The 15976-nt window shown below is 76.7% G+C and carries 17 protein-coding genes and 2 pseudogenes; 8 read left to right on the top strand and 11 right to left on the bottom strand.

The features are described from left to right. The first annotated feature begins 30 nt into the window (after window positions 1–30). The 6 genes from AB0B41_RS24865 to AB0B41_RS24840 all read left to right on the top strand — a co-directional run bounded on the left by AB0B41_RS24865 (window position 31) and on the right by AB0B41_RS24840 (window position 4655). Window positions 31–1032 carry an SDR family oxidoreductase gene (locus tag AB0B41_RS24865; protein ID WP_358207263.1) on the top strand — a complete coding sequence of 334 codons (1002 nt, stop codon included), beginning with the start codon at window positions 31–33 and terminating at the stop codon, window positions 1030–1032. After that, on the top strand, window positions 1029–1829 hold the full coding sequence (locus AB0B41_RS24860; RefSeq protein ID WP_358207261.1) for a 5'/3'-nucleotidase SurE: 801 nt from the start codon (window positions 1029–1031) through the stop codon (window positions 1827–1829). Before AB0B41_RS24865 ends, AB0B41_RS24860 begins: the two co-directional genes overlap by 4 nt. Further along, the gene (locus AB0B41_RS24855; RefSeq protein ID WP_358207259.1) at window positions 1826–2206 is read left to right on the top strand and encodes a TraR/DksA C4-type zinc finger protein; all 381 of its coding nucleotides are present in this window, start codon (window positions 1826–1828) and stop codon (window positions 2204–2206) included. Before AB0B41_RS24860 ends, AB0B41_RS24855 begins: the two co-directional genes overlap by 4 nt. Before the next feature lie 46 nt (window positions 2207–2252). Continuing rightward, the gene (locus tag AB0B41_RS24850) at window positions 2253–3197 is read left to right on the top strand and encodes a PfkB family carbohydrate kinase (RefSeq protein ID WP_358207257.1); all 945 of its coding nucleotides are present in this window, start codon (window positions 2253–2255) and stop codon (window positions 3195–3197) included. Between the two features lie 262 nt (window positions 3198–3459). Further along, a complete protein-coding gene (locus AB0B41_RS24845; RefSeq protein ID WP_358207255.1) occupies window positions 3460–4434 on the top strand; it encodes a glycosyltransferase family 9 protein in 975 nt (324 codons plus the stop codon). After that, window positions 4431–4655, top strand: a complete 225-nt coding sequence (locus AB0B41_RS24840) for a hypothetical protein (protein ID WP_358207254.1) — start codon at window positions 4431–4433, stop codon at window positions 4653–4655. Before AB0B41_RS24845 ends, AB0B41_RS24840 begins: the two co-directional genes overlap by 4 nt. 328 nt (window positions 4656–4983) lie before the next feature. Here AB0B41_RS24840 and AB0B41_RS24835 read toward each other — a convergent pair whose 3' ends face one another. The 8 genes and pseudogenes from AB0B41_RS24835 to AB0B41_RS24800 all read right to left on the bottom strand — a co-directional run. Beyond that, window positions 4984–5913 carry a PfkB family carbohydrate kinase gene (locus AB0B41_RS24835; RefSeq protein ID WP_358207252.1) on the bottom strand — a complete coding sequence of 310 codons (930 nt, stop codon included), beginning with the start codon at window positions 5911–5913 and terminating at the stop codon, window positions 4984–4986. Beyond that, window positions 5910–7418: a PfkB family carbohydrate kinase gene (locus tag AB0B41_RS24830; RefSeq protein WP_358207250.1), complete on the bottom strand. Its 1509-nt coding sequence runs from the start codon at window positions 7416–7418 to the stop codon at window positions 5910–5912. The genes AB0B41_RS24835 and AB0B41_RS24830 overlap by 4 nt, the downstream gene beginning before the upstream one ends. After that, a complete protein-coding gene (locus tag AB0B41_RS24825) occupies window positions 7409–8179 on the bottom strand; it encodes an SDR family oxidoreductase (protein WP_358207248.1) in 771 nt (256 codons plus the stop codon). The genes AB0B41_RS24830 and AB0B41_RS24825 overlap by 10 nt, the downstream gene beginning before the upstream one ends. Before the next feature lie 119 nt (window positions 8180–8298). After that, window positions 8299–8859, bottom strand: a pseudogene (locus tag AB0B41_RS24820) (SIS domain-containing protein); the annotation flags it as partial. Next, a complete protein-coding gene (locus AB0B41_RS24815; RefSeq protein WP_358207246.1) occupies window positions 8859–10094 on the bottom strand; it encodes a glycosyltransferase in 1236 nt (411 codons plus the stop codon). The gene AB0B41_RS24815 and the pseudogene AB0B41_RS24820, both read right to left, overlap by 1 nt. A gap of 3 nt (window positions 10095–10097) precedes the next feature. Further along, on the bottom strand, window positions 10098–11090 hold the full coding sequence (locus AB0B41_RS24810; RefSeq protein ID WP_358207244.1) for a glycosyltransferase: 993 nt from the start codon (window positions 11088–11090) through the stop codon (window positions 10098–10100). Beyond that, on the bottom strand, window positions 11087–12127 hold the full coding sequence (locus tag AB0B41_RS24805; RefSeq protein WP_358207242.1) for a glycosyltransferase family 9 protein: 1041 nt from the start codon (window positions 12125–12127) through the stop codon (window positions 11087–11089). The genes AB0B41_RS24810 and AB0B41_RS24805 overlap by 4 nt, the downstream gene beginning before the upstream one ends. Next, window positions 12124–12645 (bottom strand): annotated as a pseudogene (locus tag AB0B41_RS24800) (HAD-IIIA family hydrolase); the annotation flags it as partial. The gene AB0B41_RS24805 and the pseudogene AB0B41_RS24800, both read right to left, overlap by 4 nt. Window positions 12646–12795: 150 nt before the next feature. Here AB0B41_RS24800 and AB0B41_RS24795 point away from each other — a divergent pair. After that, on the top strand, window positions 12796–13026 hold the full coding sequence (locus AB0B41_RS24795) for a hypothetical protein (protein WP_358207240.1): 231 nt from the start codon (window positions 12796–12798) through the stop codon (window positions 13024–13026). Between the two features lies 1 nt (window position 13027). Here the strand turns inward: AB0B41_RS24795 and AB0B41_RS24790 are convergent, their stop codons facing one another. Both AB0B41_RS24790 and AB0B41_RS24785 read right to left on the bottom strand, forming a co-directional pair. Then, window positions 13028–14026, bottom strand: a complete 999-nt coding sequence (locus tag AB0B41_RS24790) for a hypothetical protein (RefSeq protein WP_358207238.1) — start codon at window positions 14024–14026, stop codon at window positions 13028–13030. Between the two features lie 162 nt (window positions 14027–14188). Then, window positions 14189–14428, bottom strand: a complete 240-nt coding sequence (locus tag AB0B41_RS24785; protein WP_358207236.1) for an acyl carrier protein — start codon at window positions 14426–14428, stop codon at window positions 14189–14191. Between the two features lie 467 nt (window positions 14429–14895). Between AB0B41_RS24785 and AB0B41_RS24780 the strand changes: the two genes are divergently transcribed. Beyond that, entirely contained in the window at window positions 14896–15447 is a 552-nt protein-coding gene (locus AB0B41_RS24780; RefSeq protein ID WP_358207234.1) for a dihydrofolate reductase family protein, read from the top strand. Window positions 15448–15454: 7 nt separating this feature from the next. Here the strand turns inward: AB0B41_RS24780 and AB0B41_RS24775 are convergent, their stop codons facing one another. Next, window positions 15455–15718, bottom strand: coding sequence for a hypothetical protein (locus AB0B41_RS24775; protein WP_358207232.1), 264 nt, complete (start codon window positions 15716–15718; stop codon window positions 15455–15457). Window positions 15719–15976 lie beyond the last annotated feature (258 nt).

Below are 15976 nucleotides of genomic sequence, written 5' to 3'. Positions count from 1 at the left end.
CGACGGCGCCGTGCCGGGCATCCCTCCCCCATGGCCACCCCCGATGCACCGGTCCGCCCGGTCGCCCTGGTCACCGGCGCCAGCCGCGGCCTGGGCTACCTGATCGCCCGCGAGCTCGCCGACCGCGGTCACGACCTGCTGCTCTGTGCCCGGGACGCCGAGGGCCTGCAGCCCGCCCGCGCCGACCTCGAGGCACGCGGCGCGCGGGTCGTGACGGTGGCGGCGGACGTCGGCAGGCCCGAGGCCGCCCGCGAGCTCGTGGGCACCGCCGAGCGCGAGTTCGGCCGGCTCGACGTGCTGGTCGCCAACGCCGGCATCATCCAGGTGGGGCCCCAGGCGGACCTGCGCGAGGAGGACTACGAGCAGGCCATGGACGTCATGTTCTGGGGGCTCGCCCGGCCCGCGCTGGAGGCGCTGCCGCTGCTGGCCCGCACCGGTGGCCGGATCCTCGCCGTGACGTCGATCGGCGGGAAGCTCCCCGCCCCGCACCTGCTGCCGTACGGGGCGGCCAAGCACGCCGCCGTCGGGTTCGCGGAGGGGCTGCGGCTGGAGGCCGGCCGGCAGGGCGTGTCGGTGACCGTCGGCGTGCCCGGGCTGATGCGGACCGGCTCCTCGCGCAACGCGCTGGTGACCGGCGAGGCGCAGGCGGAACGGTCCTGGTTCACGGTCGGCGCGTCCCTGCCGCTGGTGTCGATGGACGCCGAGCGGGCCGCCGCCCGCCTGGTCCGCGCCACCCTGCGCGGGACTCCGGAGATCATCCTGACGCCGCTGGCCAACATCGGGTCGCGGGTGCACGCCCTCGCGCCCTCGACGACGTTGCGGCTGCTCACCGCCGTCGAACGGCTGCTGCCCGGGCCGACCGGCACCGGCGGGCCGCCCCGCCCGGCCTACACCGCGCCGCTGCCCGGCTGGCTGCGCCGGCTGACCGGGCTGGACAAGGCCGCCGCCGAGCGCTGGCACGAGCACACCGATCTCGCCCCCGATCCGGGGCCCGGTGTCGGTCCCGACCGGACGGGTACTCCCCGACGATGACGCGCACCCGTGCCCTCGTGACCAACGACGACGGCATCGACTCCCCCGGCCTGGCCGTGCTGGCCGAGGCCGCGAGCGAGGCCGGGCTCGACGTCGTTATCGCCGCCCCCGAGCACCAGTTCTCCGGCGCCAGCGCATCCATCACCGCCGTCCAGGAGGACGGCCGGACCGTGGTGCGCGAGGTGGAGGGCCCGTCCGGGCTGCCCGCGTACGCCGTGCGGGCGGCGCCCGCGCACATCGTGGTCGCCGGTCTGCAGGGCTGGTTCGACCCCGCACCCGACCTGGTCCTGTCGGGGATCAACCGGGGCGGGAACGTCGGGCGCGCGGTGCTGCACTCCGGCACGGTCGGCGCCGCCCTCACCGCCGGCCTGCACGACCGGCGTGGTCTGGCCGTCTCGCTCGACGTCGCCCTCGGCGCCGAGGAGGACGAGCACTGGGAGGCCGTGACCGGGTACCTCCCGCGCGTGCTGGAGCTGCTGCTCGACAGCCCCCTCGGCACCACGCTGTCGCTGAACGTGCCCGACCGGCCCGTCGAGGAGCACCGCGAGCTGCGGCTCGCCCCGCTGGACCCGCGCGGTGTCGTCCAGACCCTGGTCGAGGACGCCGACGGCCAGGGCCTGCTGCTGCGCGAGGCCGAGACCGGCGAGCGGGCCGAGCCGGACAGCGACCGCGCCCTGCTGGCCGCCGGCCACCCCACCCTGACCGCTCTGCGCGGCCTGTGCGAGGACCCCGATCTGCTCGTGCCCGAGCGCCTCGCCCACTCCGCGCGCCTGACCGACGAGAGGACGCACGCATGAACACCACGCAGGCCCGCGAGAAGCTGACCGCCGAGCTCGAGCGGCTCGACCACGAGGCCGGCGAGGAGGCCCGCGACCAGGAGGAGCAGCGGGACTCCGACGAGCTGTCCGGTGGCATGGACTTCGGCGACCGCGGCTCGCGGGAGACCGAGGCGATGGAGGACGACCTGGCGCTGGGCACGCTGCGGATGCAGCGCGCCGAGGTCGTCGCGGCCCTGGAGCGGATCGAGGCCGGCGAGTACGGCCGCTGCGCCGTGTGCGGCAAGGAGATCGACGACGAGCGGCTGGAGGCCCGTCCGGAGACGGACACCTGCCGCGAACACGCGGACACCACGTCGCCGAGCCGGCCGGGCAGCGTGCCGCGCGTCGACACGTGAGCAGGCCTCCGGAGTAGGGCCGCGGACGGGCGGGTACGAGACCGGTATGTCGGATTCGTGCCCGCTCGTCGTCGTTTTCGCCCCCTCCCCCCTCATCACCGTCACCATCGAGGACCGCGCCGGACAGCCCGAGCTGCACGTCCACGCCGGCGGGCAGGGCGTCTGGCAGGCGCGGATGCTCGCCGCGCTCGGAGCGCCGGTGCGGCTGTGTGCCGGGCTGGGCGGGGAGACCGGCAGGCTGCTGGAGCGGATGATCGCCGTCGACGGCATGGAGCTGCGGTTCGTCGAGACCGCGGCGCGCAACGGTGGCTACGTGCACGACCGGCGGCAGCCGGAGGACGAGGGCCGGGTCGAGATCGCCGCCGAGCTCCCGGCCCCGCTCGACCGGCACGAGCTCGACGGCCTCTACGAGCTCACCCTCGCCGAGGGGCTGCAGGCCGGGACGGTGCTGCTGTCCGGCCCGCAGTCCGAGACCGTCGTGCCGTCCCGGCTGTACCAGCGGCTGGCCGGGGACCTGCGCGCCAACGGTGTGCGGGTGGTCGCCGACCTTGCCGGCGAGCGGATGGAGGCGGTCGTCGAGGCCGGGGTCGACCTGCTCAAGGTCAGCGACGAGGAGCTGGTGGCGCACTCGCGGGCCGAGTCCACCGAGGTCGACGACGTCGTGCCGGCGATGCGGCAGCTGCTGAAGGACGGGGCGCGGGCCGTCGTGGTGAGCCGGGCGGGCGAGCCCGCGCTCGCCCTCGACGGCGAGTCGGACGAGATCCTCACCATCACCCCGCCGCCCGTGCAGGCCAACGACCCGCGCGGCGCCGGCGACTCGCAGACGGCGGGGATGACGGCGCGGCTCGCGGCGGGCGGGTCGTGGGAGGACGTGCTGAAGGTCGGTGCGGCCTGCGGCGCCCTCAACGTCGTCCGGCACGGGCTCGGCACCGGCGGCGCCGAGGCGGTGCAGGTCCTGGCCGACCGCGTCCAGCTCGCCCCGCTGAAGTAGCGCGCCCCCTCCCGCCCCGCGAGCCGCGCTCCGGGCTCCGGGCTCCGGGCTCCGGGCTCCGGGCTCCGCGAGTCGGGACATCCAGCAGCGCGAGTCGGGAGTTCTGGCACCGCGAGTCGGGAGTTCTGGCACCGCGACTCCCGCCCGCCCTCCCCGAGTCGGCGGTCACAAACGACCGGGTCGGCGATTCCGGGAAATCGGCGATGGGTGTTCGCTCGGCTCGGCCACGGTTGGTGGCGCGGGCAGCGGGTAGTCGATCTCCGTGGCGGCTCCCGTCCTGCTCGCGCTGCGGGCGTTGAACCTCGGCGACCTGTTGACCGTCGTGCCCGCGCTGCGGGCGCTGCGCCGGCACCACCCGGAGCACCGGATCGTGCTGGCCACCGCGGGAGTCCTGGAACCGCTCGCCGCGCTCATCGGCGCGGTCGACGAGGTGCTGCCCACCCCGGCGCCCGACGCGCTGGCCTTCCGCGGCGAGGTCGACGTGGCCGTGAACCTGCACGGCGCGGGCCCCCAGAGCCATCGGGCACTCGACGCCCTGCACCCTCGTCGTCGCATCGGACCGGGCCGCCCCGAGCTGGGGTGGCCCGGTCCGCCGGCCGAGGAGCTCGACACGTTGCACGAGCGCGTCCGCTGGTGCGCGATGCTCGCCCACCACGGCATCCCGGCCGATCCCGAGGACCTCCGCCTCCCCGCGCCGGCCGGCACTGCTCCCGGACCCGCACGTCCCGTCGTCATCCATCCCGGCGCGGCCTTCGGTGCCAAGTGCTGGCCGGCCGACCGCTTCGCCGCCCTGGCCCGCCGGCTCGCCCCGCTCGGCCCCGTCGTCGTGACGGGCGGACCGCAGGAGCGGCCCCTCGCCGAGCGGGTCGCGGCGGCCGCCGACCTGTCCGACGACCGTGTCCTCGCCGGGCGGACCTCGATCGCCGAGCTCGCGGCCCTGGTCGCCGGTGCGGCGCTGGTCGTCAGCGGGGACACCGGGATCGCGCACCTCGCCGCCGCGTTCGGGCGGCCGTCGGTCGTGCTGTTCGGCCCGGTCGGGCCGGAGCGCTGGGGCCCGCCCACCGGTCCCCACCGTGCCCTCACGCACGCCGACATCCGTAGGGGCGACCCGTTCGCCGACGACCCGGATCCGGCCCTGCTCGCGATCGGCGTGGACGAGGTGGAGGCGACGTGCCTCGACGTCACCGCGTCGAGCGGGTGTGTCGAGCCCGCCACCGCGGGTACGGAGGCCTCATGAACGAGCCGACCCGCGACAGCCGCGACGACGTGACCCGGCCCGACATGATCGCCCACGACGAGATCGCGACCGACCCCGCCGCGGACCTCGAGGACGTGATCGACCGTGGCACCGGTCTCGACGACGAGGAGATCGACCCGACCACCGAGGCCGACCCCTACGACGTGCTGGAACAGCACCGCGAGGTCCCGGTCGACGACGACGAGGCGCCGCGCGGCTGACTCGTCCGCTTCTCGAGGCGATGATCGCCGTCCCGGACCGCTCGGCGCCACATCCGGCCGCAGCCGGTCCCGAGCGGCGATCACGTCCAGACATCCCGACTCGCGAAAGCTGATGGCGCATTCCGCGGGAGCCCCGAGCCCCACTCACGGGTGCGGAAATCCCGACTCGCGGTGCCGGAACCCCCGACTCGCGGTGCCGGAACCCCCGACTCGCGGTGCCGGAACTCCCGACTCGCGGTGCCAGAACTCCCGACTCGCGGGGAAGGCCGGCTCACCACCGGTCGTGAGTGCGAAGTGCCCCTCTCGCAGCACTTCGCACTCACGGGAGTCAGGAGGCGCGTTCGGACACGTTCGCGGGCGACACCTGGGTCCACCGGCCGTCGATGCACCGGACCGTCGCGGCACCACCCGCCTCCACGAACCGGCCGGCGGCCTCGACGGCGCGCTCCACCGCCGCGCGCAGCGACGCCCCGCCGGCGAGGGCCGCGGCGAGCCGGCCCGCGAAGGCGTCGCCCGCGCCGCAGGGGTCGCCGCCCGTCACGTCCAGGGCGGGCACCGCGACCCGGTCCGACGCGGTCACCAGGACCGCGCCCCGGTCGCCCCGCGTCACGACGACGGCGTGGCTCTCCCGCCGTCGTCGCAGCTCTGCGGCACAGCCGACCGCGTCCCCGCCCGGCAGCCCGAGCGCGCCCGCGGCTTCCTCGGCGTTCGGCGTCATGATCACGCCGGGCACCGGGTCGGAGCCCTTGGGGTGCGGGTCCCACACCACCGGCGTCCCGGCCGCGACGGCGCCGGAGAGCATCCGCCGCACCTGTGGGTCGGCCGTGACACCGCGGCCGTAGTCCGACACCAGCACCGCGCCCGCACCGTCGAGCACCCGGCTCAGAGCGGTGCGGACCGTCTCGCCGAACTCGTCGGCCGGGCGGCCGCTGCCCGTGTCCGTGCGCAGCAACGGGCCCTCGCCGGAGTGCCACCGGCACTTGACCGGGGTCCCGCCCGTCGCCGGCCCCGTGATCAGGTCCAGCGTCGGCGCGAGCAGCCCGCGCACCCGCTCGCCGTCCTCCGCGAGGGCCGCGACGAGGGTCGTCCGGACCCCGGAGCCGGCGAGCAGCGCCGCGGCCAGCCCGGCCCCGCCCGGCCGCGCCACCTCACCGGTGACGTCGAGGACGGGGACGGGCGCGTCCGGGCAGAGCCGCTCGACCTCGCCGTGCACGTCGACGTCGAGCAGCACGTCCCCGACGACCACGACGGAGCTCATCGCCCGGCCCCCTCGGCGGCCCGCGCCACGATGGCGCTGGTGGAGTGGTCGGCGAGGTAACCGAGGATCCGGACCTCCCCACCCAGCCGCTCCACCACCGGCGTCTCCGGCAGCATCTCCGGGGTGTAGTCCCCGCCTTTGCAGTAGACGTCCGGCCGCACCAGGTCGAGCAGCTCGACCGGGCTGTCGGTGTCGAACGAGGTCACCAGGTCGACCGCCGCCAGCGCGCCGATCACCCCGGCGCGGTCCTCGAGCGGGTTGACCGGGCGCGTCGGACCCTTGAGCCGGGCCACGCAGTCGTCGCTGTTCAGGGCCACGACCAGCACGTCCCCCAGCTCGGCGGCCTCCCGCAGATAGGCCACGTGCCCGCGGTGCAGCACGTCGAAGCAGCCGTTGGTGAACACGATGCGGTGCCCGGCCGCCCGGTGCTCGGCCAGCACGGTCAGCAGGTCCCGGTGCGACAGCACGCTGCCCGGGTCCCCGGCCGCGAGCCGGCTGGTCAGCGCCGCGGCGGTGCATACCGCGGTCCCCGACAACGTGACGACGACGTCGGCGGCGGTCTGCGCCAGCGACAGCGCCTCCTCCCGTGGCGTCCCCGACGCGACGGCCACGGTCCAGGCCGCGGCGAACACGTCGCCGGCCCCGCAGGCGCCCGACGGCGGTGCGTGCTCCCCCGCCGGCCGCCGCAACGGCGTGCCGTCCGCGGGGAGCCGCACGGACCCGTCGACGTCCAGGGTGAGCAGCACCTCCGACGCCCCGGTGGCCGCGCGTAGTGCCGACGCGTGCTCCAGCCCCCACGCGAGCCGGTCGCGCTCGGGCAGGTCGACGCCGAGCACGGCGGCGGCCTCCTCGACGCTCGGCGTGACGGCGTCGGGCGTCAGCTCGGCCCACGGCGCGAGGTCGTGCGCGTCGACGACCAGCAGCGGGATCCGGCTGCGCGCCCGCGCGATCCGCCGGCGCACCGCGGGCGAGAGCGCGCCGAGCCCGTAGTCGGCGACCAGCACCGCGTCGGGGCCGTCGGCCAGCGCCGCGGTGGTCTGGTCGGCGAGCGCGCGGACGGTCGCGCTGCCGGGAAGGCCCGGCGGCACCACGTCGTAACGGGCCACGGGCTGCCCGGGCGGGTCGCCGGCGACGATGCGGCGCTTGGCCGCCGTCGCGCGGGCCGGGTCGAGCACGCACCGGTCCGTGCGGACGCCGGCCTCGGCCAGCGCCGAGCGCAGGGTGCGGCCGTCCGGGTCGTCGCCGACCGTGCAGGCGATCTCGACGTCGGCGCCCAGCGCGGCCAGCGCCACGGCGGCGTTGCCCGCTCCGCCGGCCGCGACCTCCTCGGACGACGGTTCGACGACCGGGACGGGCCCGTCGCGGGCGACCCGGCGGGCGCTGCCGCGCACCCAGCCGTCGAGCACGACGTCGCCCAGCACGAGAACCCGGGGCCGCCGGTCGGGGATGCGCGCGGCCGCGGCCACGGAGGCGACCGGGGCGCACGACACGGGGATCAGGGCCACGAGGGCTCCTCGGACTGGCACACCACCAGCTCGCGGACCTCGCACCCCTCGGGGCGGGTCAGCGCGAACAGGACGGTGGCGGCGACGTTGCGCGGGTCGTTGAGCTTGGCGTCCGGGCCGGGCCGGTACTGCTCGGTACGGCCGTCGAAGAACGCGGTGTCCATGCCGCCGGGCACCAGCGTGGTCAGCCCGACCTCGCCGGCCAGCTCCGCCGCCAGGGCGCGGCTCATCCCGAGCACGCCGAACTTGGAGGCGCAGTAGGCCGAGGCGTCGGACAGGGCGCGCAGGCCGAGCGTGGAGGCGACCGTGACGATCCGCCCGCGACGCTCCTTCAGGCTCGGCAGCGCGGCCCGGATGACCGCGGCGGTACCGAGCAGGTTGACCTTGATCACGCGTTCCCAGTCCTCGGCGGACACCTCGTCGATCCGGCCGCAGGCGTCGGTACCCGCGCAGGTGACGACGCCGTCGACGCCGCCCGCCCGCTCGACGAGCGCACGGACTGCCTCCTCGGCCGCGCGGGTGTCGGCGAGGTCGGCGAGCGCGTGGGCGGCGTCGGCGGCCTCGGTCAGGCCGGGCGTCGGGTCCACGCGGTCGACGAGCAGCGGGGTGCCGCCCGCCGTGGCGACGGCCTCGGCGACGGCCCGGCCGAGGCCGGAGGCGGCACCGGTGACGAGCACCGTCCCGACCGGGCGCGAGGTGGGGAGCCGGTCGCGGGGGTCGCTCGCGGGCGTGGGGTGGGGTGTGGTGTCGGTGAGTGTCATGCGGGTCTCCTCACGGTCGTCGGGGCGATCGTCGGGTCGAGGGCGGGTGCCCGGCGGTGGGTCCGGTGGTGCCGGGCCACCAGCCCGGCCGGGACACCCGGCGCAGCGGGCAGCTGCGCCTCGAGGGCCCGGCAGAGCATGTGCACCGCGGCGAGGTGCGACTCCTGCACCGTCGCGGTGTCACCCGGCAGGCAGACGGCGTCGGTGGCGCGCCCGGCCAAGGGGTTCGGGCCGGGCCCGGTGAGGGCCCAGCAGTCCATGTCGAGCTCGCGCGCGGCGTCGGCCGCGGCGAGCAGGTTGGGGCTGCGGCCGCTGGTGGACAGCAGCAGCAGGACGTCCCCGGGGCGGCCGTGCGCGCGGACCTGCCGCGCGAACACCTCCTCGTAGCCGTAGTCGTTGCCGATCGCGGTCATCGACGAGGTGTCGGCGTGCAGGGCGATCGCGGAGAGCGCCTGGCGCTCGCCGTCGAACCGGCCGACCAGCTCCGCGGTGAGGTGCTGGGCCTCCGCCGCGCTGCCGCCGTTGCCGGCCGCGAGCAGGCGGCCGCCGCCCGGCAGCAGCCCGGCGAGCGTGGCGCCCCACCGCACGAGGGTCGGGGCCGCGGCGCGCAGGGCGGGCAGGGCGGCCTCCAGCCGGTCGACGTGCCCGCCCAGGACCTGGTGTGGACTCACGTCGGCCATCACCGCACCCCCGTCCGAGCCTCGCGCGACACCGGGGCCCCGGCCTCGCGGCCGGCGATCGCCTCGCGGTAGGCCACCGCGGTGGAGCCGGCGACCTTCGCCCAGGTGTAGCGGGACAGCACCCGGCGACGCCCGGCGGCGCCGAAGTCGGCCACCGCCTGCGGGTCCTCCAGCAGCGCCCGCAGCGCCGCGCCCAGCGCCTCCGGGTCGCGCGGCGGGACCAGCAGGCCGGTCTCGCCGTCGACGACCGTGTCCTTCATGCCGCCGACCGCAGTCGCGACGACGGGCCGGCCGCAGGACATGGCCTCCAGGGGGACGATGCCGAAGGGCTCGTACCAGGGCGCGCAGACCACGGCGTCGGCCGAGCGGATCAGCGCCGGCACGTCGGGCCGCCGGACGGCGCCGAGGAACCGCACCCGGCCGGCGACGCGCATCCGGCGGGCCAGCCCGCGCAGCCGGTTCAGCTCCGGGTCGGCCATCAGGTCCATCCGGGCGGGCGGCCCGCCGGCGACGACGAGCTCGGTGTCGGGGACGTCGCGCAGGGCCTTGACGACCTCGTCGACGCCCTTGCGCCGCACCACCCGCCCGAGCGCGAGCAGCCGCTTCCGGCGGCCGCGTCGCGGCGTCGGTCCCTCCGGGCCGAACTCCTCGGGGTCCACCCCGCACGGCACCACGGAGATGCGGCGGCGGTTGGCGCCCAGGCGCAGCAGTTCGAACAGTTCGTCCTCACAGGACGCGGTGAGCCGGTCCGCGGTGCGCACCAACGTCTCCTCGGCCGCGATGCGGCCGGTCGGGCTGGTGTCGTCCGCGCCCTGCTCGCGTTTCTTGACGTGGCCGAGCGCGTGGAAGGTCTGCACCAGCGGCAGGCCGAGCAGGCCCGCTGCGCCCCGGGCGGCGAGCCCGGACATCCAGAAGTGCGCGTGGGCGACGTCCGGCGGATCGGCGCGCCAGGCCCGCTCCAGCTGCTGGGCCAGCAGCGGGACGAAGGGCACGAGGTCGTCCTTCGGCACGGGCCGCGCCGGGCCCGCGGTGACGTGCCGGACGCGCGCGCCCGGGCCGAACGCGACCACCTCCGGCAGGTCCGGGTGGTCCCGCCGGGTGTAGACGGTGACGTCGTGCCCCGCCCGGCCGAGCGCCAGGCTCAGCTCCCGGACGTGCACGTTCTGCCCTCCCGAGTCCGGTCCGCCGGGCTCGGCGAGGGGGCTGGCGTGTTCGGACACCATGGCGATCCGCATGGGTCAGCTCCTTCCGGTGAGAGCGGGTCTCGGGGCGAGGGTGGGAGCGGTGTCGGTGACGCGGGCGAGCACGCCCTCCCAGTCGTGCAGGAAGCGCTCCACGCCGAACCGGGCGAGCGCGGCCTCGCGTGCCGCCCGGCCGGCGGTCGCCGCCGCCTCCGGGTCGGCGACGAGGTCGGTGAGCCCGCGGCGCAGCCGGCGCAAGTCGGTGGAACACACCCCGGCGGCCGGGGGCACCCGTTCCGGCGCCTCGGTGGTGCCGACCACCACCACCGGCATCCCGAGCATCATCGCCTCGATCAGCGAGAGCCCGAGCGAGGTCCAGCGCGCGGTGTGCAGGTAGACGCGGCGGCGCGCCAGTTCGGTGTGCATCCGGTGCTGGGGCAGGTCGCCGCAGCTCCGGACACCCGGTAGATCGAGGTCGTCCGTACCGATGCCGAAGACGTCGACGGGAACGTCGGCCGCCAACCGGGCGACGATGTCCGTGCCTGTGATCCTGTTGCGCCGCAACGGCTCGTTGATGCAGGTCGCCGCCGAGGCCACCTCGCCCGTGTACCGGTGCCCGGGGTCGAGGACACCGTGCTCCACCACCGTCGTGGGCGTGCTTCCCGCGTCCCACATCAACGCGTTGAAGTGCGTGACGTGCACGAGCAGCAGGTCGTCGCGATCGGCCATCGGGTGCCGCGTGGTGGCCGCACCCTCGCGCGGGGCGTTGTGCTCCAGATAGATCGCCGGCACGTCGCGACCGGGCACCCGGCCCAGCCACTCCGCGGCCAGCTCGAGCTCCTCCGGCCGCTGCAGCACGACCAGGTCCACGTCGGACTCCGCGAGCCCGGCGGGCGAGCACTCCACGGCGGACGCGGGCCAGTCCCAGGCCGCGGGCCGCCCGCCGCCCCACGGCCCGCGCTCGGGCAGGGTCGGCAGCAGGTAGCGGTGCGCGCCCTGGACGAACGCCGTCGTCCAGGAGCCGTGCACGTGCCAGATCAGGATGTTCACGCGGGGATCTCCTCCGTGCGAGGTCCGGCGAGGGGAACGGTGGGGCGGGTGAGCCGCCGGACGGCCGCGACGACGTCGCCGGGCCGGACGGAGGCGAGACAGGGATGGCCGGCGACGGGGCACTCGCGCGCCCGGGTGTCCCGGCACGGGGCGTCCTGGTCGCCGAGCAGGACCTGCGGGACCCGGTAGGGCCGCCAGCGCACCGCGGGCACGACCGGCGCGAACAGCGAGACCACCGGGGTGCCCACGGCGGCGGCGAGGTGGGCCGCCGCGGTGTTGCCGACGACGACGGCCGACGCCCCCGCGAGCACCGCGGCCAGCTCGGCCATCGAGGTGCGTCCGCCCAGGTCCAGGGCGTGCTCGCCGGCGACCTGCGCGGTGAGGTCGCGCTCGCCGGGGCCGCCGGTCACCGCCACGCGCCACCCCTCGCCGGCCAGCAGCCGCACGGCCTCGGCGGCGTGCCCAGCCGGCCACCGGCGGGCGTCGACGGCGGCGCCGGGGTGCACCACCACCTCCGCCGGGGCCGCCGGGAGCGGATACGGCAGCCGGACGTCCAGCCGGCCGTCGTCGCCGGGCGGGAGGGGGTACCCGGCGGCCGCCGCGATCGCGAGCATCCGTTCGGGTTCGGGCTGGTCCTCGTCGAGCGTCTCGCCCGGCCGCAGCCGGACGTCGAGCAGCGCGCCCGGGTAGTCCACCGAGGCGCCGGTGATCCGCGGCACGCCCGCCATCCGCAGCACCAGGGCGAGCGGCAGCGGCGACTGGTGGAAGGACGTGAGCACGACGGCCTCGTCGAAGCCGGCCAGGTCGTCGGTCAGCGCGTCGATCTCGCTGCGCCGCACCGGCGGCGGGTCGCCCAGCACCCACGGGCAGGCCCACACGCGGACCTCGGCGACCCCCGGCAGGAGCCGGGCGGCCTCCTCCCCCGCGGGTCCGACCAGCATCGTCACCCGCGCCGAGCGCGCGATCGATCGCACCGCGGGCCCGGCGAGGAGCACGTCCCCCGCGCCGTCGAGCCTCGCGACGAGCACCTTCCTCACGCGGCGGCCCCGAACGGGCCGTACATCAGATGGTCCACCGCCCTGACCAGGTCGGGGGCGACGACGGGCGCCGCGTGGATCTCCTCGACGCGCGTCACCGCCGTCGGGACCAGCACGGCGGCGGCGCCGGCGGCGTGGGCCGCCCCGACGTCGGCGCCGATGTCGCCGACGACGGCGACGCGGCACGCCGGCACGCCCAGCTCGGCGGCCGCGGCGAGCACCATGCCGGGCGCGGGCTTGCGGCAGGCACAGCCGTCCCCGGGCGCGTGCGGGCACACCTGCCAGGTGGCGAAGGGCCCGAGCTGCCGTTCGACCTCCCGGTTCACGGCGTCGACGTCCGACCGGTGCAACAGGCCGCGCCCGATCCCGGACTGGTTGGACACGACACCGATCGGGATCCCCGATGCGCGCAGCATGCCCAGGGCCCGGCGTGCTCCGGGCATGGGCCGCACGGCGGAAGGGTCGCTGCAGTACGGCACGTCCACCACGAGCGTGCCATCGCGGTCGAAGAGGACCGCGGCGGGCGGTGTCCAAGCCGGTCTCATGGTGGACGAATCACCGCTGGCGATCGGAGCAAACTCGTCGACGAGGACTACTACTCTCCGTAGTTCCAGTGACGCCGAGTGACAGTACAGGTTCGTGACCGGGGTCACGGGTATCCGCCGTGGATGTTCGAGAAGCTGCGGTCCCTGTTCGGTCGTCCGCCCACCGCCGAGGACGACGTGCGTCCCGACCCGGCCACCGCCCGGACCCGCGAGACCGGCGGCCGGCCGACCCAGCGGGGCGACGCCGCGACGACGACCGGGACCGGCACCACCGAGGACTTCGTCGGCCGCGCGGCCGGTCAGGACGAGGGAATGGCCGGCGAGTCCGGCGCCGAGGCCCGCCGGGACGGGTAGCTCAGCGCCTCATCTGCTCGGCGGTGTCGGGTGACCGACGACGGCGGGCGCCGAACCAGGCCAGCGCGGCGGCGAGCACGTCTTCGGCGACCGCGCCCGGCCGGTCGGAGCCGAAGCGGCGCGCGGCGGCAGTACGGGCGCGCGCGCCGAGCACCGCCGCACCGGCCGCCCCCGCCAGCCCGACCAGCCCGGGCAGGGCGGGGTCCTCGCCGTCGCGCCGGGCCATCGCGGCAGCACTCGTGGCACCCAGGGTGAGGCGCGGGGCCAGGCCCGGCGCCGCGAGCCGGCTGGGTACGGCGGGGTGCTTGTCGGCCGCGGCCTCCCCGACGGCCAGCAGGCCGGCCAGGGTCGTGCCGGTGCGCCCGCCGATCCGTCCGGCGACACCGGTGTCCCCGGTGCGTGAGGTGAGGGCCAGCGCCGCCGTGCCCGCCGTGCTGCGGGAACCCGTCGCGGCGCCGAGGGCGGCCGCCCGGAGCAGCGTCGACGGGCGTGCGGGCGGAGCGGCGGAGGCTGTGTCGGACGAGTCGGGCGAGCCGCGCTCGAGCCGGACGAGGGTGGCGTGGGTGGCCAGGCCGTAGGCGAGGTGCGGGAGCACGTCGGCCGTCCAGTCGGCGGCCGACCAGGTGCGGGGGTCCGAGACCCGGGTGAGCGCGAGCGGGCCGTCCGTCGCGAGCATGGCGGCGGCGCCGAGCAGCGGGCCGCCGACCGCGGTGGGCAGCCGCAGCCCGGCCGCGCGCAACCCGCCCGCGACGGCGCCGACGACCAGCCCGGTCGCGGAGCCCGCCAGCGGGCCCAGGGCGGCGAGCCGGTTCCGCCGCTCGGACCGGCCGCCGGGCACCTCCACCCCGGCCCGGGCCGCGACGGCCGCCACAAGCTGCTCGGGAGCCCGGCTCGCCGGTCGCGCCCGCAGCACCGCGTCGGTACCGCTGACGACGTCGAGGGCGGTCGTACCCGCCGCCCCGGCCGTCACCCCGTTCAGGAGTCCTCTCGTGACCTTCACCGGCCGGGAGTACCCGTCGCCCGGACACCGAACCCGGCCCCTACCCCGCCGCCTCGGCCTCCGCGGTCCCCGCCCGCTCGGCGGCGATCGCGGCGGCGAGGCCGTCGAGCACGCCCGCGGTGGGCGGGCTCGACGGCGGTCGCCTCGACGGTGCTCACCACGTCAGGCGGTGCGTCCCGTGTCCTCCTTCGCCGAGAGCTCGCGCAGGAGCTCGTGGCAGCGGGCGGCGCGGCGGGAGTCCTCCGTCATGACCTCCTCGAAGAAGGACGCGACGTCGTCGTACCCGGCGTTGCGGGCGTCGCGGACGTACTGGCCGTAGTCGTGCCCGGCCTTGAGCGCGTGGTACTGCACGGACACGAGGTCGTACATCACGTCGCTGAAGCCGGTCTCCCCGGTCGCCATGTGGGTCACCTCCGGTCGTCGAACCCGTGCGGACCGGAGGCAGGTACCCGCCGGGACGGGCGCGAACCACGCTGGGGCGCACGGGATCGGGGTTCCGGGACGGAGGAGCCCCGCGGACGCGGACGCGCCCGCGGGGGCTCCTCGTGCGCCGGGAGCACCACCTCCCGCCGCGCGGGGCGCCCACCACGGCTGTCCGGCGCCCGCGGGTCCTGTGCCCCCGCAGTGGCCGGTCAAACCCGCCGCCCGGCCGCCGTCCGTCCCGGCGGAGGCGTGCGCGGCAGGGCACCCGTCGCAACGTACCCGCTGCCGTCCGGTCGGGACGTCGTTCCCCGGTAGCGCCGGGACACCCCGCCGCGATCCTTCCGACGGACGACCGATGAGATCGGGACCGGACGGCGGTCCACCGCCCGACGACAGCGGCGGCCGGGGCGGGAGTCCCGGCGCCGCCCGAGAACCAGGAGGACGCCATGGCGCGCATCAAGGTCCACGAGTTCACCACCCTCGACGGCGTGATCGGCGCCCCGATGTGGACGATGGACTACGGGTTCACGGACGAGCTCGGCGCGGAGATCGGCGGCTTCATGAGCTCGTGCACGGGGATCCTGCTGGGCCGCACCACCTTCGAGGAGTTCGCGCCGGCCTGGTCCGGCCGCACCGCCGAGGACGACCCGGGGGCCCCGTTCTTCAACGAGTCCCCCAAGTACGTCGTGTCCGGCACGCTGCAGACCGCGGACTGGAACAACTCCACGATCATCGGCAAGTACGACCCGGAGACCATCCGCGACCTCAAGGCGCGGGTCGACGGCGACCTCTACGTCAGCGGCAGCGGCACTCTCGTGAAGGCCCTGCTCGACGACGGCCTGCTGGACGAGCTGCACCTGTTCGTCTACCCCGTCGCCGTCGGCGAGGGCCCGCGGCTGTTCCCCGAGGGCGGTCCGCGGCGGGTGCTGACCCTGGCCGGCAGCAAGGGCCTGGACAACGGCGTGGTGCACCTGACCTACACCCCGGCCGCCGGCTGATCCCGCCTCAGCCCTGGTGCCCCAGCTCGACGAACCGCAGCACCAGGGCGAGCTGCGAGCGGTAGTCCACGGTGTGCGGGGCCCGCTCGTGGCGGCGCCACAGGGTGTTCAGCTCCTCGCGGGTGAGGGCGTCGGCCTTGTCGAGGACCGCCCGCACCTCCGTGTCGTCGACCGGCCGGCCGCGGAGCACGGCGAAGGCGCGCACGAGCGCCGCACGGTCGGGGTCCACCCGGTGCGGCGGGCGCGACGACTCGACGGGCCCGGCGTCCACGACGGCCAGGCTAAGCCGGGGGTCCGACGAAAACGGCCGGTCGAGCACCTCCCGGCCCCCGCCGAGGGGTTGCCGGGGCCGGGAGGTCCCGTCGTGCGGCCGGGCACGCCCGCCCGGCAGCGACGCCGTCAGGAGATCACGACGGCCCGCCCGGGCACATCCGCGCGCGCCCGGCTCACAGCGAGACCACAGGGGGCGGTCCCGCGGTGGGGACGAGCCGGGCGTGGGCCGAGGGGTCGCGCCACGCCCGGCCCGAGG

This window comes from Pseudonocardia sp. NPDC049154, from assembly GCF_040648315.1.
GTDB lineage: Bacteria > Actinomycetota > Actinomycetes > Mycobacteriales > Pseudonocardiaceae > Pseudonocardia.
This window is presented reverse-complemented; position numbering and strand designations above follow the sequence as displayed.